The sequence below is a fragment of the Streptomyces ortus genome, from assembly GCF_026341275.1.
In the GTDB taxonomy this organism is placed as follows: Bacteria; Actinomycetota; Actinomycetes; order Streptomycetales; family Streptomycetaceae; genus Streptomyces; species Streptomyces ortus.
This window is the reverse complement of record NZ_JAIFZO010000002.1, coordinates 1,200,157-1,217,263: the sequence shown is the minus strand read 5'-3', so window position 1 is coordinate 1,217,263 and position 17,107 is coordinate 1,200,157. Positions and strand designations below refer to the sequence as shown.

The 17,107-nt window shown below is 71.1% G+C and carries 15 protein-coding genes; 7 read left to right on the top strand and 8 right to left on the bottom strand.

The window, feature by feature from the left end; genetic code table 11:
• Nucleotides 1-212 precede the first annotated feature (212 nt).
• Nucleotides 213-917, bottom strand: a complete 705-nt coding sequence (locus K3769_RS08660; protein WP_267025850.1) for a DUF2293 domain-containing protein — start codon at nt 915-917, stop codon at nt 213-215.
• A gap of 150 nt (nt 918-1,067) precedes the next feature.
• On the opposite strand from K3769_RS08660, the gene K3769_RS08655 reads away from it, so the two are divergent.
• Together K3769_RS08655 and K3769_RS08650 are read left to right on the top strand one after the other, a co-directional pair.
• Nucleotides 1,068-1,709, top strand: a complete 642-nt coding sequence (locus K3769_RS08655; RefSeq protein WP_267025849.1) for a nucleoside/nucleotide kinase family protein — start codon at nt 1,068-1,070, stop codon at nt 1,707-1,709.
• Between the two features lie 218 nt (nt 1,710-1,927).
• Complete coding sequence (locus K3769_RS08650; RefSeq protein WP_267025848.1) at nt 1,928-2,356, top strand: CBS domain-containing protein; 429 nt, start codon at nt 1,928-1,930, stop codon at nt 2,354-2,356.
• A gap of 73 nt (nt 2,357-2,429) precedes the next feature.
• Here K3769_RS08650 and K3769_RS08645 read toward each other — a convergent pair whose 3' ends face one another.
• Nucleotides 2,430-3,557, bottom strand: a complete 1,128-nt coding sequence (locus K3769_RS08645; protein ID WP_267025847.1) for a magnesium and cobalt transport protein CorA — start codon at nt 3,555-3,557, stop codon at nt 2,430-2,432.
• A gap of 198 nt (nt 3,558-3,755) precedes the next feature.
• Here K3769_RS08645 and K3769_RS08640 point away from each other — a divergent pair, with 198 nt between their 5' ends.
• The gene (locus K3769_RS08640) at nt 3,756-4,550 is read left to right on the top strand and encodes a methyltransferase domain-containing protein (RefSeq protein WP_267025846.1); all 795 of its coding nucleotides are present in this window, start codon (nt 3,756-3,758) and stop codon (nt 4,548-4,550) included.
• Between the two features lie 37 nt (nt 4,551-4,587).
• Here the strand turns inward: K3769_RS08640 and K3769_RS08635 are convergent, their stop codons facing one another.
• The 6 genes from K3769_RS08635 to K3769_RS08610 all read right to left on the bottom strand — a co-directional run bounded on the left by K3769_RS08635 (nt 4,588) and on the right by K3769_RS08610 (nt 10,908).
• Nucleotides 4,588-5,541 carry a carbohydrate kinase family protein gene (locus K3769_RS08635; RefSeq protein WP_267025845.1) on the bottom strand — a complete coding sequence of 318 codons (954 nt, stop codon included), beginning with the start codon at nt 5,539-5,541 and terminating at the stop codon, nt 4,588-4,590.
• Nucleotides 5,538-6,437, bottom strand: a complete 900-nt coding sequence (locus tag K3769_RS08630; protein ID WP_267031293.1) for a pseudouridine-5'-phosphate glycosidase — start codon at nt 6,435-6,437, stop codon at nt 5,538-5,540. The genes K3769_RS08635 and K3769_RS08630 overlap by 4 nt, the downstream gene beginning before the upstream one ends.
• 140 nt (nt 6,438-6,577) lie before the next feature.
• Nucleotides 6,578-7,804: a formaldehyde dehydrogenase, glutathione-independent gene (fdhA, locus tag K3769_RS08625; protein ID WP_267025844.1), complete on the bottom strand. Its 1,227-nt coding sequence runs from the start codon at nt 7,802-7,804 to the stop codon at nt 6,578-6,580.
• A 117-nt stretch (nt 7,805-7,921) separates the two neighbouring features.
• Nucleotides 7,922-9,193: an MFS transporter gene (locus K3769_RS08620; protein WP_267025843.1), complete on the bottom strand. Its 1,272-nt coding sequence runs from the start codon at nt 9,191-9,193 to the stop codon at nt 7,922-7,924.
• A 195-nt stretch (nt 9,194-9,388) separates the two neighbouring features.
• Nucleotides 9,389-9,943: a methylated-DNA--[protein]-cysteine S-methyltransferase gene (locus K3769_RS08615; protein ID WP_267025842.1), complete on the bottom strand. Its 555-nt coding sequence runs from the start codon at nt 9,941-9,943 to the stop codon at nt 9,389-9,391.
• Nucleotides 9,944-10,035: 92 nt separating this feature from the next.
• Nucleotides 10,036-10,908, bottom strand: coding sequence for a glycerophosphodiester phosphodiesterase (locus tag K3769_RS08610; protein WP_267025841.1), 873 nt, complete (start codon nt 10,906-10,908; stop codon nt 10,036-10,038).
• Between the two features lie 277 nt (nt 10,909-11,185).
• Between K3769_RS08610 and K3769_RS08605 the strand changes: the two genes are divergently transcribed.
• From K3769_RS08605 to K3769_RS08590, 4 genes are all read left to right on the top strand, one after another.
• Complete coding sequence (locus tag K3769_RS08605) at nt 11,186-12,037, top strand: MHYT domain-containing protein (RefSeq protein WP_267025840.1); 852 nt, start codon at nt 11,186-11,188, stop codon at nt 12,035-12,037.
• 40 nt (nt 12,038-12,077) lie between these two features.
• Nucleotides 12,078-14,222 (top strand): excinuclease ABC subunit UvrB, encoded by a 2,145-nt coding sequence (uvrB, locus tag K3769_RS08600; RefSeq protein WP_267025839.1) that lies wholly within the window; start codon nt 12,078-12,080, stop codon nt 14,220-14,222.
• A gap of 142 nt (nt 14,223-14,364) precedes the next feature.
• Nucleotides 14,365-14,943, top strand: a complete 579-nt coding sequence (locus K3769_RS08595) for a TerD family protein (protein ID WP_055615261.1) — start codon at nt 14,365-14,367, stop codon at nt 14,941-14,943.
• A gap of 58 nt (nt 14,944-15,001) precedes the next feature.
• Nucleotides 15,002-17,041, top strand: coding sequence for a TerD family protein (locus K3769_RS08590; protein ID WP_267025838.1), 2,040 nt, complete (start codon nt 15,002-15,004; stop codon nt 17,039-17,041).
• Nucleotides 17,042-17,107: the final 66 nt, after the last annotated feature.

The window sequence follows — 17,107 nt, the reverse complement described above, 5'->3', positions numbered from 1 at the left end:
GTCACCGCCACACAGGGCCGCCGCCGTCGAGCACGTCGCCGGTGCGCGCAGCGCTTCCGGCCTTCTGCTTCCGGCCTTCTGCTTCCGGCCTTCTGCTTCCGGCCTTCCGCCTCCGGCGTGCCGTCTCAGGCCTCCCGCCTCACGAACCGTCTCGTCCCGCATTCGACCCGCCGTCCTCCTCCCTCAGGTCTCCTCCCTCAGGTCTCTCCCCCTCACCCCTCCCCACCCCCGGCCGGCCCGCCCTCGCGCCAGGTCGCCAGCGTCGCCTCGACCGCGGAGGCGATCCGTCGGCGGGCCTCGTGACGCGCGACTCCGCTCATCAGCAACTCGTCGTACGGAGTCTCCGTGTGCCGGACCGCCGCACGCACGGCCGAGGCCACCGCGGCTTCGGACAGCGCCCGCCCGGCGGCGCTTCGCCCCACCCGCCCGCTGCCGCGTACCGAGGCGTGTGCGGCGATCGCCCACGCCCGGTCGTCCGGACAGCCGGGAAACAGCCGCAGGATGTTCCGCGCGAACGCGTCCGTGAACCGCACATCCTCGACAGCCCGTCGCCGTGCGTCGCGCAGTCTGCGCCGCCGTCTCGCCTCCGCGTCCGCCAGGCATCGCGCTTCCGCCCGTGCGAGCGCCGCCTCCTCGACCAGCATTCCCTGCCGCTCGTACCGGCTCCGCCGCCGGTTGAACCGCACCACTACCGCCGACAACCCGCTTTCCTCCCGCGACCTGCGCGTCAACGCCGTGTCACCCCGGGCCAGGAACACCAGATGGCCCAGGTCGGCGCAGTCGAGGCAGCGCGGGGCTCCCTCCTCCAGCACCAGCAGGGAGAGCGGCCCGCCCCTACACTCGCCGCAGTGCCGCCGCTTCAACGGCTGGACGACAAGAGGCCCGGTGCGGGGCGGGGGAGTCGCCATCATCGCCATAGGCGGTTCCTTCCCGAACGGCACCCGCCTGTACGCCGACTCGCGCACCCTTCTCCTCCCGCCGCAGCACCGCCCGTCACGTCCACCCGATGCCGTCGGACAGCTCCGCACGGGCACACGGTCGCCGTACGGGTGTGCCCTCGCGGCATCATGGGCGGTGTGCGACTCGAAGCGATCACCTGGGACCGGCTCGGCGACCTCATCGCCGAGCGTCTGCTCGAACTGAAGCCGGCTGACGGCAGCCCCTGGCCGCGCATCGCCTTCGACGGGGCCCCGGCGGCCCGCCCCGGTGACCTCGCCGAACGTGTCGCCGAGGCCCTGCGCCCACGCGGTCGTTCCGCCCTGGTCGTCGGTACGGAAGGCTATCTGCGGCCCGCGTCGCTCCGGTTCGAATACGGCCGCCAGGACGTGGAGACCTACTACGACGGCTGGTTCGACACCGGCGCCCTGTGGCGGGAGGTGTTCGGCCCCCTGGAACCCGGCGGTGACGGGCGGGTCCTGCCCGACCTCCTGGACCCCGTGACCGACCGTGCCACCCGCACCCCATACGTCCAACTCCCGCCCGGCGCGATGCTGTTGCTGCACGGGCCGCTGCTCCTGCACCATTGGTTCCCCTTCGATCTCACTGTCCATGTACGTCTGTCACCGGCCGCACTGCGCCGCCGCACCCCGCAGGACGAGCACTGGACGCTCCCCGCTTACGAGCGGTACGAGACCGAGACGGCGCCGGGCGACACGGCCGATGTGCTGGTGCGGGCGGACGACCCGCGCCGCCCGGCGTGGAACGGCTGACCGGACGGCCGTCCGTTCCCCGGTGCGAAGCCCCGCTCGACCGACTTCCTGGGCACCGAACCTCCCGCGGCGCGAAGGGATGGGGAGGGGCAGGAGCGTCAGGCCGAAGTCGCGGCCGTCCGGGTGCGTATCTCCGCGTACCCGGCGAGAATGTAGGGCACCGGGATCAGCGGTGCGTCTCCGCGCCGCGCCGGCCGTCCGGCACCGGGAGGTACCGCATGACCACCGCCGGAGACATCATGCACCGCGGCGTCCAGTGGATCCCCGCTCACGAGACCCTGGACCGGGCCGCTCAGCTGATGCGCGAGCTCAAGGTGGGCGCCCTGCCCATCAGTGACGAGAACGAACGGCTTTGCGGCATCCTCACGGACCGCGACATCGTGATCGGCTGTGTGGCCATGGGCCACGACCCGGCGCGCGTCACCGCCGGTGAGATGGCCAAGGGCACCCCGCGCTGGATCGAGGCGAGTGCCGACGTCGGCGACGTACTGGGCGAGATGCAGGAACATCGGATCCGTCGCCTCCCTGTGATCGAGAACAAGCGTCTGGTCGGAATGATCAGCGAGGCCGATCTGGCCTCGCACCTGTCGGACCGACAACTCGCGAGCTGGGCCGAGAGCGTCTACGCGAAGAACGACCCACGCTGAGGGACCGGGCGCTGAGGGACCGGGCACTCCGAACAGCGGCCCGTCGCCGCGTTCGTGCCCTGCGGACGCGGCGTCACAGCCAGCCGTTCCGCTTGAACCCGCGGTAGAGGGTGAGGCACGCGACGGCGATCACGGCGACCGCCAGGGGATACCCGAACTTCCAGTGCAGCTCGGGCATGTGCTCGAAGTTCATTCCGTAGACCCCGCAGACCATCGTCGGTACGGCGATCAGCGCGGCCCAGGCCGTGATCTTCCGCATGTCCTCGTTCTGCGCCACGCTCACCTGGGCGAGGTGCGCCTGCAGGATCGAGTTGAGCAGTTCGTCGAAGGCGGCTATCTGCTCGGCGGCCCGCAGCTGGTGGTCTGAGACGTCCCGGAAATAGGCCTGGATCTCCGGGTCGATCACCCGTATCGGCCGTGTGGCGAGATCCATGATGGGCCGGCCCAGCGGGACCACTGCCCGCTTCAGTTCCAGGAGTTCGCGCTTGAGTTGGTAGATGTGGCCGGGGTCGGCCCGCGCGCCGTCCGCCGCGAACACGGCCGTCTCGACCTCGTCGATGTCCTCCTGCACGGAGGCCGTGACATTCAGATAGTCGTCCACCACGTGGTCCGCGATCGCGTGCAGTACGGCGGCCGGACCCTTGCTGAGCTGCTGTGGGTCTGCTTCCAGTTCCTCGCGCAGCGGGCCCAGCGAACCGTGCATGCCGTGCCGGACCGTCACCACGAAGTCCCGGCCGACGAACACCATGATCTCGCCGGTGTTCACCACCTCGCTGGTCGCGGTCAGTTCGGTGTGTTCGACGTAGCAGACCGTCTTGAACACCATGAACAGTGTGTCGCCGTACCGCTCCAGCTTCGGGCGCTGGTGGGCGTCCACCGCGTCCTCGACCGCCAGCGGATGCAGGTCGAAGAGCTCGGCGATGCCCGCGAACTCCACCTCGGTCGGCTCGTGCAGCCCGAGCCAGACGAAACCGCCGTCGGCCTTGCGGACCCGCTCCACCGTCTCGACCAGATCGCGGCCGGCGGGGACCCTGGCCCCTTCCTCGTACGCCACGCAGTTCACCACCGCGGAGCCCAGCGGTGACCGGGCGGGGTGGCTCAGATCGACACGGGTACGCCGTCGTGTCAGCCGTGCCACGGTACGGAGGCCGCCGACCTTGCTCAGGCTCGTCACCCTCCGCAGATTCCCTGCCATGGACATCTGGATCTCCTTGCGTGGATCTCCTCGCGCCGCACTCTGCGCCTTGCCTCGGCCAGTCTGCCAGGATGTTTCGACGGCCGGTCAGGCCTGTGGGAACGGAATATTCCGCTCCGGTGGCAGGGATTTCTCCCGTGCGACGCGCCCGCGTCGGGAGCGTCGACCCTCCAGGAAAAGCATGACAAATGGGATGATCTAGGCATGACGCGAACCGACGGACACCTCCTCGACAACCGCCCGCCCGGGGCGGGGCAGCGATTCGACGCCCACGCCGCTCTCTTCGACCCCACGACGTTCCGGCACATCGAACGGTTCGGTATCGGATCCGGCTGGCGCTGCTGGGAGGTGGGAGCGGGCGGCATGTCGGTGGTGTCCTGGCTCGCCAAGAGGGTCGGGCCCACCGGCCGGGTCCTCGCTACCGACCTCGACGTCTCCTGGGCCCCCCTGGCCGTCCGGCCGCCGATCCAGCTGCGCGTGAACGACGTGGGCGTCGACGAGCCGCCCGCGGAGGGTTTCGACCTCGTGCACGCCCGGCTCGTTCTCGCTCATGTGCCGGACAGAGAGCGGGCCTTGCGCACGATGATCCGGGCGCTGCGGCCCGGCGGCCGGCTCCTGGTCGAGGACGCCGATCCCACCCTGCAGCCGCTGGCCTGCCCGGACGAGCGAGGCCCCGAGCAGCAGCTGGCCAACCGGTTGCGCCATGCGACGCGCGACGTGCTCGCCGAGCGGGGCGCCGAACTCTCGTACGGGCGACGCCTTCCCCGGCTGCTCCGCGAGGCTGGACTGCGGCAGGTGGAGGCGGACGCGTACTTCCCGCTCACCTCGCCCGCCTGCGGGGCCCTGGAGGCCGCGACGGTCGGTCAGGTCCGTGACCAGCTCGTCACGGCGGGCCTCGCCACCGATCAGGACATCGACCGCCACCTGGCGAACGTGACCGCGGGCGGCCTGGACCTGGCCACCGCGCCGCTGATCTCGGCCTGGGGGCGCAAGGTGTAGTGCCGCAGGAAGCGGACGCCCTGCGGTGGCGGCCGGACTATGCCTTCGCTTCCTGTGCGGTCGGCGCCTTCGCGTCCGGTGTGCCCGGCCTGCCGCCCACCTGTTCCACCGCCCGGGCTCCGGCCCGGCACCCCTCGGCGGCGGCCTCCTCCGGCCGCCCGCCCGCGAGCAGGGCAGCCAGGAAGGCGCCGGTGAAGGCGTCGCCGGCCCCCGTGGTGTCGACGGGATGCGCCACCTCCGCCGGAATCCGGGCCCGGACCGCCCCCGCCCGGGCGATGAGGGCGCCGGCGTCGCCCTGCTTGACCACCACCAGCGGGAAGTGGCGGCTCAACGTGGCCGCCGCGTCCGCCGTATCGGGCAGGCCCGTCAGCAGACGGGCCTCGTCCCGGCTCGGTAGCAGCACGTCCACGCCCTCGGCGCGTGAGAGGAAACGGTCCACGCCCAGTGCGGCGAGGAACCCCGCCGACGCGGGATCCACGCTCACCGGGACTCCACGCGCGCGTGCCGACTCCACCGCCACCGACACCAGAGCACGGCACGGCTCGGAGAAGAACAGATAACCCGACAGGTGCAGCCGTGCGACACCGTCGAGCAGCGCGGGCGACCAGTCGTCGGCGTCCAGACGCAGGGAAGCACCGCTGTCCGTGAGGAAGGTGCGTTCCGCCGAGGCACCCGCGTCCACCAGGCAGATCACCGTCCCGGTGGGCGCCCGCGGGTCCACGACCAGGAGGGGGCGCACCCCCGAAGCCACCAGCTCCCGCTCGTGCCACGCCGCCGAGTCGGCGCCCACCCGGCCGAGGAAGCGCACCTCCGTACCTGCCCGACGGGCCGCCCAGCACGCGACGTTGGCGCCCGCACCGCCCGGCACGGTCCGGACGGCAGCGGCCGTGTCGGTGCCCGGCGCGAGCGGCCCGCGATGCCGGGCGACGACGTCGGTGATGACATCACCGACGACAAGGAGAGCCCCACCGGCACCCCTCGCTCCCGTCACACCTGTGCCCAGGCCGCCGCGATCCGCCCCGCGAGCCGTACGTTGCCGCGTACCGCCGCCAGATTGGCCTCAAGTGACGCGCCGTCGGTGTGGCGCACCAGATGGTCGAGGAGGAACGGCGTGACGGCCTGGCCGCTCACGCCCTCCGCCTCGCACGCGTGCAGCGCGTCGGCGAGCACGCGTGCGTGCAGCGCGGGGTCCAACTGCTGCGCCTCGGGCACGGGGTTGGCGACGATCAACGCCGTCGCGGGCCCGTCCAGCGTGTCCTGCGCGCGCATGACGGCCGCGACCTCGCCCGGCGATTCCAGCGTCCAGTCCACCGGGTGTCCCGAGTCCGACAGGTAGAAGCCGGGAAAGCGGTCCGTGCCGTATCCGGCGACCGCGACGCCCAGTGTCTCCAGACGCTGCAGTGTCGCGGGCACGTCCAGGATCGACTTCACTCCCGCGCACACCACGGTGATCCGGGTCCGCGCGAGGAGCCCCAGGTCGGCGGACTCGTCCTGCGTCAGTGTCCACTCCCGGTGCACGCCCCCGAGGCCACCCGTGGCGAACACCCGTACCCCGGCCCGCGCGGCCAGCAGCGCCGTCGCCGACACCGTGGTCGCTCCGCTGGCCCCGGTGGCGATCGCCAGGGGCAGATCGCGCTGGCCCAGCTTGCGGATGCCGTCCTCGTTGGCGATCCGCTCCACCTGCTCCTTGTCCAGGCCCACACGGGGCTGCCCGTCGAGCACGGCGATCGTCGCCGGGACGGCTCCCTCCTGGCGCACGGCGTCCTCCAGCTCCAGCGCCACCTGGAGATTGCGCGGACGCGGCAGCCCGTGCGCGATGATCGTGGACTCCAGCGCCACCACGGGCCGACCCGTGGCGAGCGCCTCCCGAACCTCTTCGGACACCATCAGCACGCGCGTGTCTCCTGTCTGTCGGTTCTCCTCTCATCCCTGGCGGGCGGCGCGCCCGGCCAAACCCCCGTTGCACACCCGAGGTGCGAAAAGGGGTGCCCACGCGCGCGTGGACACCCCTTTCTTTGCGGCGGCGCTCAGACGGGCCGTACGCCGGTCAGCGCGCCGTGCGGGTCGAGGACGTATTTGCGGCTGGCGCCCTGGTCGAACTCGGCGTAGCCCCGCGGCGCGTCCTCCAGACCGATCACCGTCGCGTTGACGGCTTTCGCGATGTGCACCCGCTCGTGGAGGATCGCCTTCATCAGCCCCCGGTGGTACCGCATCACCGGGCACTGACCTGTGGTGAAGCGGTGGCTCTTCGCCCACCCCAGACCGAGCCGCACCTTGAGCGTGCCGGTCCGCGCGTCCTGGTCGACCCCACCGGGATCGTCCGTGACGTACAGGCCCGGGATGCCCAGCGAGCCGCCCGCGCGGGTGAGGCCCATCAGCGAGTTGAGGACCGTGGCGGGTGCCTCCGGGGCGTCCGGGCCATGGGCCCGCGCCTCGAAGCCGACCGCGTCGACGGCCACGTCCACCTCCGGCTCGCCCAGGAGCTGATCGATCTGCTCGCCCACGTCGCCCTGGCTGACGTCGACCGTCTCGCAGCCGAAACTCCTCGCCTGCGCGAGACGTTCGGGGTTGAGGTCGCCGACGATGACGACCGCGGCGCCGAGCAACTGCGCCGATGCCGCCGCGGCGAGACCGACCGGCCCCGCACCGGCCACGTACACCGTCGAGCCGACGCCGGCGCCCGCGCTCACCGCGCCGTGGAAGCCCGTCGGGAAGATGTCCGACAGCATGGTCAGGTCGAGCAGCTTCTCGCGCGCCTGGTCCCGGTCCGGGAACCGCAGCAGATTGAAGTCCGCGTACGGGACCATCGCGTACTCCGCCTGGCCGCCGACCCAGCCGCCCATGTCGACGTAGCCGTACGCTGCCCCGGGACGGGCCGGGTTGACGTTCAGACAGATGCCGGTCTTGCGCTCCTTGCAGTTGCGGCAGCGCCCGCAGGCGATGTTGAAGGGCACCGAGACGATGTCCCCGGCATCGAGGAACTCGACATCGGGGCCCCGCTCGACCACCTCTCCGGTGATCTCGTGCCCGAGGACGAGCCCTTCGGGCGCGGTCGTACGGCCGCGCACCATGTGCTGGTCGCTGCCGCAGATGTTGCTGGCGAGTACTTTCAGGATGACTCCGTGCCGACACGTGCGGCCTATGTTCGCGGAGGCCACACCCGGTCCGTCCCGCAGTTCCAGCGTGGGGTAGTCGATGGTCCTGACTTCCACCGCGCCCGGCTTGAGGTACGCGACTGCCCTGTTCCCGCTCATACGTGATCGCCGTCCCTTCAGCCCCCGTGCCTTCCCCTGCCAGTGGCTGTGCGCACGGCGGAGTCTGCTACCGGCGAACCGTTCCGGCCAGCCTTCGCGCGGGCCCCGTCGGGCACATCACGAGCGGAGCCCCCTGCGCCGGGTGAACAGCGCCAGCGCGCCGAGCGGCAGCAGCAGGCAGGCGGCGACGGCGTTCAGCCAGCCGTAGCTCGCCTGGGCCACGACGAGACCGGCGGCGGCCCCGCCGAGCCCCGCCGAGGCGTTCATGGTCAGGTCGGAGAGTCCCTGCGCGGCGGCGCGCGCGGGCTGGGGCACGGAGTCGGTCAGCAGCGCGGAGCCGGAGACGAGACCGGCGGACCAGCCGAGGCCCAGCAGGAACAATCCGGCGGCGGTCCGCCGGTGGTCGGCGCCCGCGGTGCCCGCGAGTAGGGCCGCGCAGGCCAGCAGCGCCACGGCCAGGCCTATCCCCGAGAGCCGGCCGAACCGGTCGGACAGCCGCCCCATCAGGGGTGAGAACGCGTACATCCCCGCGATATGGACGCTGATGACCAGCCCGATCAGATCGATGCCCGCCCCGTGGTGGCCGAGGTCCAGCGGAGTCATCGACATGACCGACACCATCGCCGTGTGCGACACGGCCACCGTCACCAGAGCCAGCCGCGCACGCGGGGAAGCCCGGACGGCGGCGGCCCCCGCCCTGATGGACCGCGCCGCGGGGGACCGCTCCTCGGCCGGCGCCAGCGCGCGGGCGGTGAGCAGCGGATCGGGCCGCAGCAGCACCAGGACGAGCAGCGCGGATATGAGGAACACCCCGGCCGCCCACACGAAGGGGCCCGCCGCCTCCGGTATGCCGAGCCCGGAGACGCTGCGGCCCGCGGGCGCGGCGATGTTGGGTCCGAGGACCGCGCCGATCGTCGTGGCCCACACGACGTTCGAGATGGCCCGTGCCCGCCGCTTCGGCTCGGCCAGATCGGCGGCGGCGAACCGCGCCTGCAGATTCGCCGACGAGGCCGCGCCGAAACCCGCCATGCCGGCCAGCAGCAGCGGGAAGCTGCCCATGACCGCGCCCGTCACCACGATCCCGGCCCCCAACGCGCCGATGAGGTAGGCCAGCACGAGCCCCGGCCTGCGACCGCGTGCGGTCATCAGGGCGGCCAGCGGCACCGACAGCACCGCCGTCCCGGTGACGGTCGCGGTGGGCGCGAGCCCGGCGAGCGACTCCGTACCGGCGACTTCCTGGGCCAGGACCACGGCGAGCGCGATGCCCGTGGCCACACCGAGCCCGCCGAGGATCTGACTCGCGATGAGCACGGCGGAGGTCCGGCGTCGCAGCGCGGGCAGTCCGGCGGCGTCGAAGGGCACGGCGACCGGCCGCTCGACAGCGCTCACGCCGGACACACCCGAGCGAGCGGAACGAAGGCGCGTACGCCATCCGGATCCACGGACCGCACCGGGTCGGACGCGTACAGAAGAGTGAAGTCGGGCGTGGTCATCGGCGCAGTCTCCCCCCATGGCATGAGCCCAGAACACCCCTGCGACATCGGCGACGGCCTCGAAACCGAGCCCTTCGAAAGGTCCTCGCCGCTAGAACAGCGGTTCCGGCAGCACCCCTTCCAGTGCCAGCAGCCGCCGCTTGGTCTCCACGCCGCCCCCGAACCCGCCGATGCCGCCGTCCCTCTCCACGACCCGGTGGCAGGGCACGACCACCGGCAGCGGATTGGCTCCCATGGCCGTCCCCACGGCCTGGGCCGCCCCCGGCTGGCCGACGCGCCGCGCCAGATCGCCGTAGCCCACCACCGCCCCGTACGGAACGCCGGACGCCAGCTCGCGCAGCACCTGGCGGTTGAAGCCGGATATCAGGGACCAGTCCAGGGGCAGTTCGAAGTCGCGGCGCTCACCCGCGAAGTACGCAGCGAACTGACGTATCGCCTCGGCCAGCAGCGGGGAATCCGGCGCTTCGACGGGCTCGGTGGCGAACCGCGCACCGAGCCGCTCCAGGGCCTTGGCGCGCACCTCGTCCGTGGCGTGGAAGACCACGCTGACCAGGCCCTCGCCGGTCGCCGCCAACAGCAGCGGGCCGATGGCGCTGTCGACGTCGGCCCACACCACCCGCTGCTCGTCCTGCCCATGGCTGTTCATGCGCTCCACGGTACGGCGCACCACTGACAACGCCGGTGGCGCGGACGCGTACGGGCGTCCGGCCACCGGCGGCGGGCTGTCGGTCGGGGCGCTCAGTCCTCGTAGAGGGCCTTCCGCACCACGTCGGGCTTGTTCGTGATGATGCCGTCCACACCGAGCCCCGTAACGCGCCGCGTGTCCGCGGCGGTGTCGACGGTCCAGGTGAGGATCTCCAGCGGCTTGCCGTGCGGCCCTTCGAGCGCGTGGATCGCCGCGACGTATCCGAGGGAGATCGTCGTGTGCGACGAGTTGATCTGGTCGGCGAACCGCGCGTACGCCGGCAGCTCCGCGATCGACGGAGTACCGAGGAACCCCGTCTTGATGTCGGGCCGCAGGGCGTGCACCGTGCGTACGCTGTCCGCGCTGAAGCTCTGGATCACCAGCTTGCGCCGTACATGGGCCGGGCCCAGCCAGCCTTCGTTGCTGAGGGTCTTGAGGGTCTCCCGCTCGATGCCCGGGTACAGCTCGGGGTTCTTGATCTCCAGGACGAGCTTCTGGTGGTTGTGCGAGACCCGGTTCATGTACTGCTTCAGCGTCGGAACGCGCGCGCCCTCGTAGCGGGGGCTGAACCAGCTGCCCGCGTCCAGTCGGGCGATCTCCGCGGCGGTGAAGTCCTTCACCTTCCAGGGGGCCCGGTCGGGGAAGACCTCCTCCACATCGGTCGTGCGGGCCAGGCTGGCGTCGTGGATCACGACGAGCTTGCCGTCCTTGGTGCGCTGGACGTCGTTCTCGACCCAGGTGAAGCCGAGGCGGGCCGCCCGGTCGATGGCGGCGAGGGTGTTCTCCGGGGCCTGGGCCGAGGCTCCGCGGTGTGCGACGACCAGGGGCTGGTCGGTGCTCACGGCTGCGTGAGCGAGGGAGGCGGGGAGAACGACGGCGGCTCCCAGGAGCGCGGTGGTCGTGGCGGCGGCAGCGCGCGCGTGCATGCGTACTCCTAGCGTCTGCGATCACGGACGGTCTCAGAGTGACAGCAGGGGGTCAACATCAGGGGGGTACAGGATGGCCATAAATTGAATGGAGTTGCCCAAGCCCGCTCACGTGTGCCGCACAACTGGGGCAAGGTCGTGATTCTTTGCCGGAAAATCGTTCGACCGTTCAGGTGCGAGTCATACTCTCTGCGACAACCCTGGTCGCTGCGGCGCTCCTGGGGCGGGGGCGTTTCACCAAATTCCGGGATGTAACAGGGCGGAAAGGCAACCGCGCATGCAGGGCACGGTCGACGGATTCAGCTACGGACTCGTCACGCCGCTCGTGGCGTACCTGATGGCGTGTCTCGGCGGAGCGCTCGGTCTGCGCTGCACCACGAGGTCGATGCTCGTCACCCGTTCCTGGCGGCCGGGCTGGCTCGCTCTCGGATCCGCGGCGATCGGCTCCGGCATCTGGACCATGCACTTCATCGCGATGATGGGGTTCTCCGTCCAGGAGAGCCCGGTGAACTACGACATGCTGATGACTTTCGCGAGCCTCGGCGTCGCGATCGTCATGGTCGGCATCGGGATCTTCATCGTCGGATACCGGGGAGCCTCCGGAACGGCCCTGTTCACGGGGGGCACCATCACCGGACTCGGCGTCGCCTCCATGCACTACCTGGGCATGGCCGGAATGCGCCTCAACGGGAAGCTCGAGTACAACACCCTCACCGTCGCCGCCTCGGTCGTCATAGCCGTCGCCGCCGCGATCGCGGCCCTGTGGGCGGCGGGCCAGGTCCGCGGCTTCCTGTGGAGCGTGGGCGCGAGCCTCGTCATGGGCCTTGCCGTAAGCGGCATGCACTACACGGGGATGGCCGCCCTCAGCGTCCACCTGCACGGCGCCACCAGCACCCCCGCCGGGGACTCGCCCGCCTCCCTGCTGGCTCCCCTCATGATCGGCCCGCTGGCCTTCCTGCTGCTCGCCGGCGTCGTCGTGATGTTCGACCCGCTGATGGTCATGGGCAAGCCCGACCGGAGCGCCGCCGAGCAGAAGCCCGGCATCCCGGCCCACCACACCGGCCGCGGGTACATGCCCGGCCCGCGCTCCCGCCACCACGCCGATGTGCGGACCCCGCAGAACCGGTGAGAGGACCCCGTTGTCAGTGCGGGGTCGTACGGTTGATTCCATGCGGCCCGTATCCAAGATCGAACGCACGGTGGCGCCTTTCGAGGTCGTCAGTCCCTACCAGCCCAGCGGCGACCAGCCCGCTGCCATCGCCGACCTGGAGCGGCGCATCCTCGCCGGTGAGAAGGATGTCGTCCTCCTCGGTGCCACCGGTACCGGCAAGTCCGCGACCACCGCTTGGATGATCGAGAAGCTTCAGCGCCCCACCCTCGTGATGGCGCCGAACAAGACGCTGGCCGCACAGCTCGCCAACGAGTTCCGCGAGCTCCTGCCGAACAACGCGGTCGAGTACTTCGTCTCGTACTACGACTACTACCAGCCCGAGGCCTACGTCCCGCAGTCGGACACCTACATCGAGAAGGACTCCTCGATCAACGAGGAGGTGGAGCGGCTGCGTCACTCCGCCACCAACTCCCTGCTCACCCGACGCGACGTCGTCGTGGTCGCCTCCGTCTCCTGCATCTACGGCCTGGGCACGCCGCAGGAGTACGTGGACCGCATGGTCAACCTCAAGGTCGGCGACGAGATCGACCGCGACGACCTGCTCCGCCGCTTCGTCGACATCCAGTACACGCGCAACGACCTGGCCTTCACCCGCGGCACCTTCCGCGTCCGCGGCGACACCATCGAGATCTTCCCGGTCTACGAGGAGCTGGCCGTCCGCATCGAGATGTTCGGTGACGAGATCGAGGCCCTGTCCACGCTGCACCCCCTCACCGGCGAGATCATCAGCGACGACCAGCAGCTGTACATCTTCCCGGCCACGCACTACGTCGCCGGCCCCGAGCGCCTGGAGCGCGCCGCCAACGACATCGAGAAGGAACTGGGCGAGCGCCTGTCCGAGCTGGAGAAGCAGGGCAAGCTCCTGGAGGCCCAGCGGCTGCGCATGCGCACGACGTACGACCTGGAGATGCTGCGCCAGATCGGCTCCTGCTCCGGCGTCGAGAACTACTCGATGCACTTCGACGGCCGCGAGCCCGGCTCCCCGCCGAACACACTGCTCGACTACTTCCCTGACGACTTCCTGCTCGTCATCGACGAGTCGCACGTCACGGTGCCCCAGATCGGCGCGATGTACGAGGGCGACGCCTCCCGCAAGCGCACCCTCGTCGACCACGGCTTCCGGCTGCCCTCCGCCCTGGACAACCGACCCCTGAAGTGGGAGGAGTTCCAGCAACGCATCGGACAGGCCGTCTACCTGTCGGCGACGCCCGGCAAGTACGAGCTCTCGCGCGGGGACGGCTTCGTCGAGCAGATCATCCGCCCCACCGGCCTCATCGACCCCGAGGTCGTGGTCAAGCCCACCGAGGGCCAGATCGACGACCTGGTGCACGAGATCCGCAAGCGCACCGAGAAGGACGAGCGCGTCCTCGTCACCACGCTCACCAAGAAGATGGCCGAGGACCTCACCGACTACTTCCTGGAAATGGGCATCCAGGTCCGGTACCTGCACAGTGACGTCGACACCCTGCGCCGGGTCGAGCTGCTGCGAGAGCTGCGCGCCGGTGAGTACGACGTCCTCGTCGGCATCAACCTCCTCAGGGAGGGTCTCGACCTGCCCGAGGTGTCCCTGGTGTCGATCCTGGACGCCGACAAGGAGGGCTTCCTGCGCTCCGGCACCTCGCTGATCCAGACCATCGGCCGCGCGGCCCGCAACGTGTCCGGTCAGGTCCACATGTACGCCGACAAGATCACTCCGGCGATGGAGAAGGCCATCGAAGAGACCAACCGCCGCCGGGAGAAGCAGGTCGCGTACAACACGGAGCGGGGCATCGACCCCCAGCCCCTCCGTAAGAAGATCAACGACATCGTGGCGCAGATCGCCCGCGAGGACGTCGACACGGAGCAGCTGCTCGGCTCGGGCTATCGCCAGTCGAAGGACGGCAAGAGCGCCAAGGCCCCTGTACCCGCACTGGGATCCAAGGCGGCCAAGGGAGCCAACAAGTCCGCCAAGTCCGCCAAGGACAAGGCGACCGTGCCGACCGATCGTCCGGCGGCGGAGCTCGCGGGGCAGATCGAGGAGATGACCGAGCGGATGCGCGCCGCCGCCGCGGACCTGCAGTTCGAGATCGCCGCGCGGCTGCGCGACGAGGTCTCGGAGATGAAGAAGGAGCTGCGGCAGATGAAGGAGGCGGGTATCGCCTGACGCCCCGGCCGCCGCGCAGTGTTGCAAGACCGACACAAAGTGTGCACCGGGCTTCGGCGCTGTCAGTGGCTCTGCGTAGGGTTGCTGGTCAACCGCAGGATTCTGCGGCAACAGGGGAGACAGTCCGAGAAGGGAACAGCGCGTGACGGTCAACATGACCAAGGGTCAGGCCATCAGTCTGCAGAAGAACGACGGAGGCACGCTGACCGCGGTGCGCATGGGGCTCGGCTGGCAGGCAGCCCCGCGACGTGGCCTGTTCGGTTCCCGCACCCGCGAGATCGACCTGGACGCGTCCGCCGTGCTGTTCGCCGACAAGCAGCCGGTCGACGTGGTGTTCTTCCGTCACCTCGTCAGTGACGACGGCTCTGTGCGGCACACCGGTGACAACCTCGTCGGCGGTGTGGGCCAGGGTGGCGACGACGAGGCGATCCTCGTCGACCTCGCGCGCATCCCGGTCCACATCGACCAGATCGTCTTCACCGTGAACTCGTTCACGGGCCAGACGTTCCAGGAGGTGCAGGACGCGTTCTGCCGTCTGGTCGACGAGACCAACGGCCAGGAGCTGGCCCGCTACACCCTGGCGGGCGGCGGGCAGTACACCGCGCAGATCATGGCGAAGGTCCACCGCGCGGGCGCGGGCTGGCAGATGACGGCCCTCGGCACGCCCGCCAACGGTCGTACCTTCCAGGACCTGATGCCGGCGATCCTGCCGCACCTGTAGTCACGTCCGGCCAGTCGGCCCGGCGCCGGCACACGAGTACACAGGGGGAACGAAGGCGATGACGGCTGAGCTGGTCCGGGGGCAGAACCACCCGCTCTCCCAGGCCCGACTGGAGATCCGGGTGTCGGCCGGCAAGCCGATCGTGGCCGGGGCCACGCTCAGCGATGAGCTGGGCAAGGTGCCCGGAGTCGAGTGGGTGGCCCATCCGGGATCACCCACTCTGCCGGGCATAGAGGTGTCCAAGCAGGCGGCGGCCGATCACCGGCTCGCGTGCGACCTGGACGCCCTGCCGGAGACCGTGCACCGGGTCAGTGTGCTGCTGGCCCTGCCGTCGGGGGTGGGCGGCCCGGTCCGCTTCGGAGCCGTCGCCGCCCCCTTCGTCGCGGTCACCGGACTCGACGGCGCCGAGGTCGCCAGCTACACGGTCACCGGTCTCGACGCCGAGTCGGCCGTCGTCGCACTGGAGCTCTACCGCAGGCAGGGCGCCTGGAAGGTACGCGCCGTCGGCCAGGGATACGCGGGCGGCCTCGCCGAGCTCCTCACCGACCACGGCCTTCCCCAGGCCCGTCAGCTCGCGGGCAGTATCAACGAAGCGGTCGTCCAGGGACTCGCGCGCTCGGTGGCCGCGCCGCCGCCGCGTGCGGCCGATGGCGACCGCTCCCGGCACGCCGCGACCCCCGCGCTGGGGCAGGACCCGGGCGGAGCGACGTCCCCCGGCACACCCGCCCAGATGTCGCCGCAGCACGGACACCCCGGCGGCCAGGGATCCACCGCACCCGGCGCCGGGCCCGGGGCGCCGCAGCCCGCCTACCCCGCGGGTTCCGCACCGGGGGACCCGTCCGCCGTCCCACAGCCCGGCGGGCCCGGAGCAGGCGGCCCCGTCAACTACAGCCACCCCGGCCGGCAGGCCGCCGCGCCGCCTCCGCCCCCGCCGACCGCGCCCCCGGCCCAGCCCGGGCAGCCCGCACAGCCCGTCGCGGGCGACGCGACCGGCTGGTCCATGGAGGAGCGCCTGTACAACCAGGTGTGGGGCATGTTCGAGGACCTGGCCCGCGCCACCGCCGCGTACCGCAGCGCGGTCGACTTCGCCGAGTCCCGCATGGAGCAGGAACTGGACAAGGTTCTCTCGGACCCGCGCGCCCGCATCGGCGGGCAGGGCGATGCGGCCCGCGAGGCGGCCCGCGCCAAGCAGGCCGACCTGGTGGACCGGGCCAGGGAGGCGCTGGACCGCGATCTCGCCCAGCTCACCGCGGAGGCCGAGGTCGTCGAACCGGCGCTGCCCCCGGCGTTCGCCCGCTGGGACAACCCCGCCTGGCACGGCTACTGCGTCCCGATGGAGATCCCCATGGCTGTGCGCCTGGGAGATCTGCACCTGCCCGAGAGCGCCGGCCTCAGCATTCCGATGCTGGTGCGGCTGCCGCTGGAGCGCGGCCTGTGGATCGACAGCGGCCGGACGGGATCCTTCGACGGGTCGATCGCGGACTCCGACGACCTGCGTCGCCTCTCCATGGACACGGCGGTGGCGCACGCCGCCCGGCTGCTCGCCGTCTATCCGGCGGGCGAATACACCGTGCACGTCATCGACGCGGCGGGCTCGGCGGCCTCGTCCCTCGCGCCGCTGGTGGACACGGGGGTGCTCGGGGCCCCGCCCGCCGTGGGGGCCGCGGGAGTGAACGAGGTACTGGCCCGGCTGACCCAGCGGGTGGACCTGGTGCAGATGGCTGTCCGGGGCGGGGCGGCCGACTCGCTGCCGTCCGATCTCGACCCTGCCGAGCAACTTCTCATCGTCAACGACTTCCCGCACGGCTTCAACGACCGTGCCGTGACCCAGCTGCGCTATCTCGCGGACGAGGGACCGGCTGTCGGGGTGCACCTCATGCTGGTCGCCGACCGGGAGGACGCCGCCGCCTACGGGCCGCTGCTCGATCCGCTGTGGCGGTCTCTGCTCCGGCTCACGCCCGTGCCCGACGACCACCTCGCCGACCCCTGGGTCGGACACACCTGGACCTACGACCCCTCACGCGTTCCGCCCGGCAGCCAGGTGCTCCAGCACGTCCTCACCCAGGTCGCGACAGCGCGTCGCGCCTGGAACCGCTGAGGTCCGCCGCAATTCACCCGCTGAGCCCCGTCGGGCTCAGCCAAGCTTTCCCAAGGGTTCGTCAAG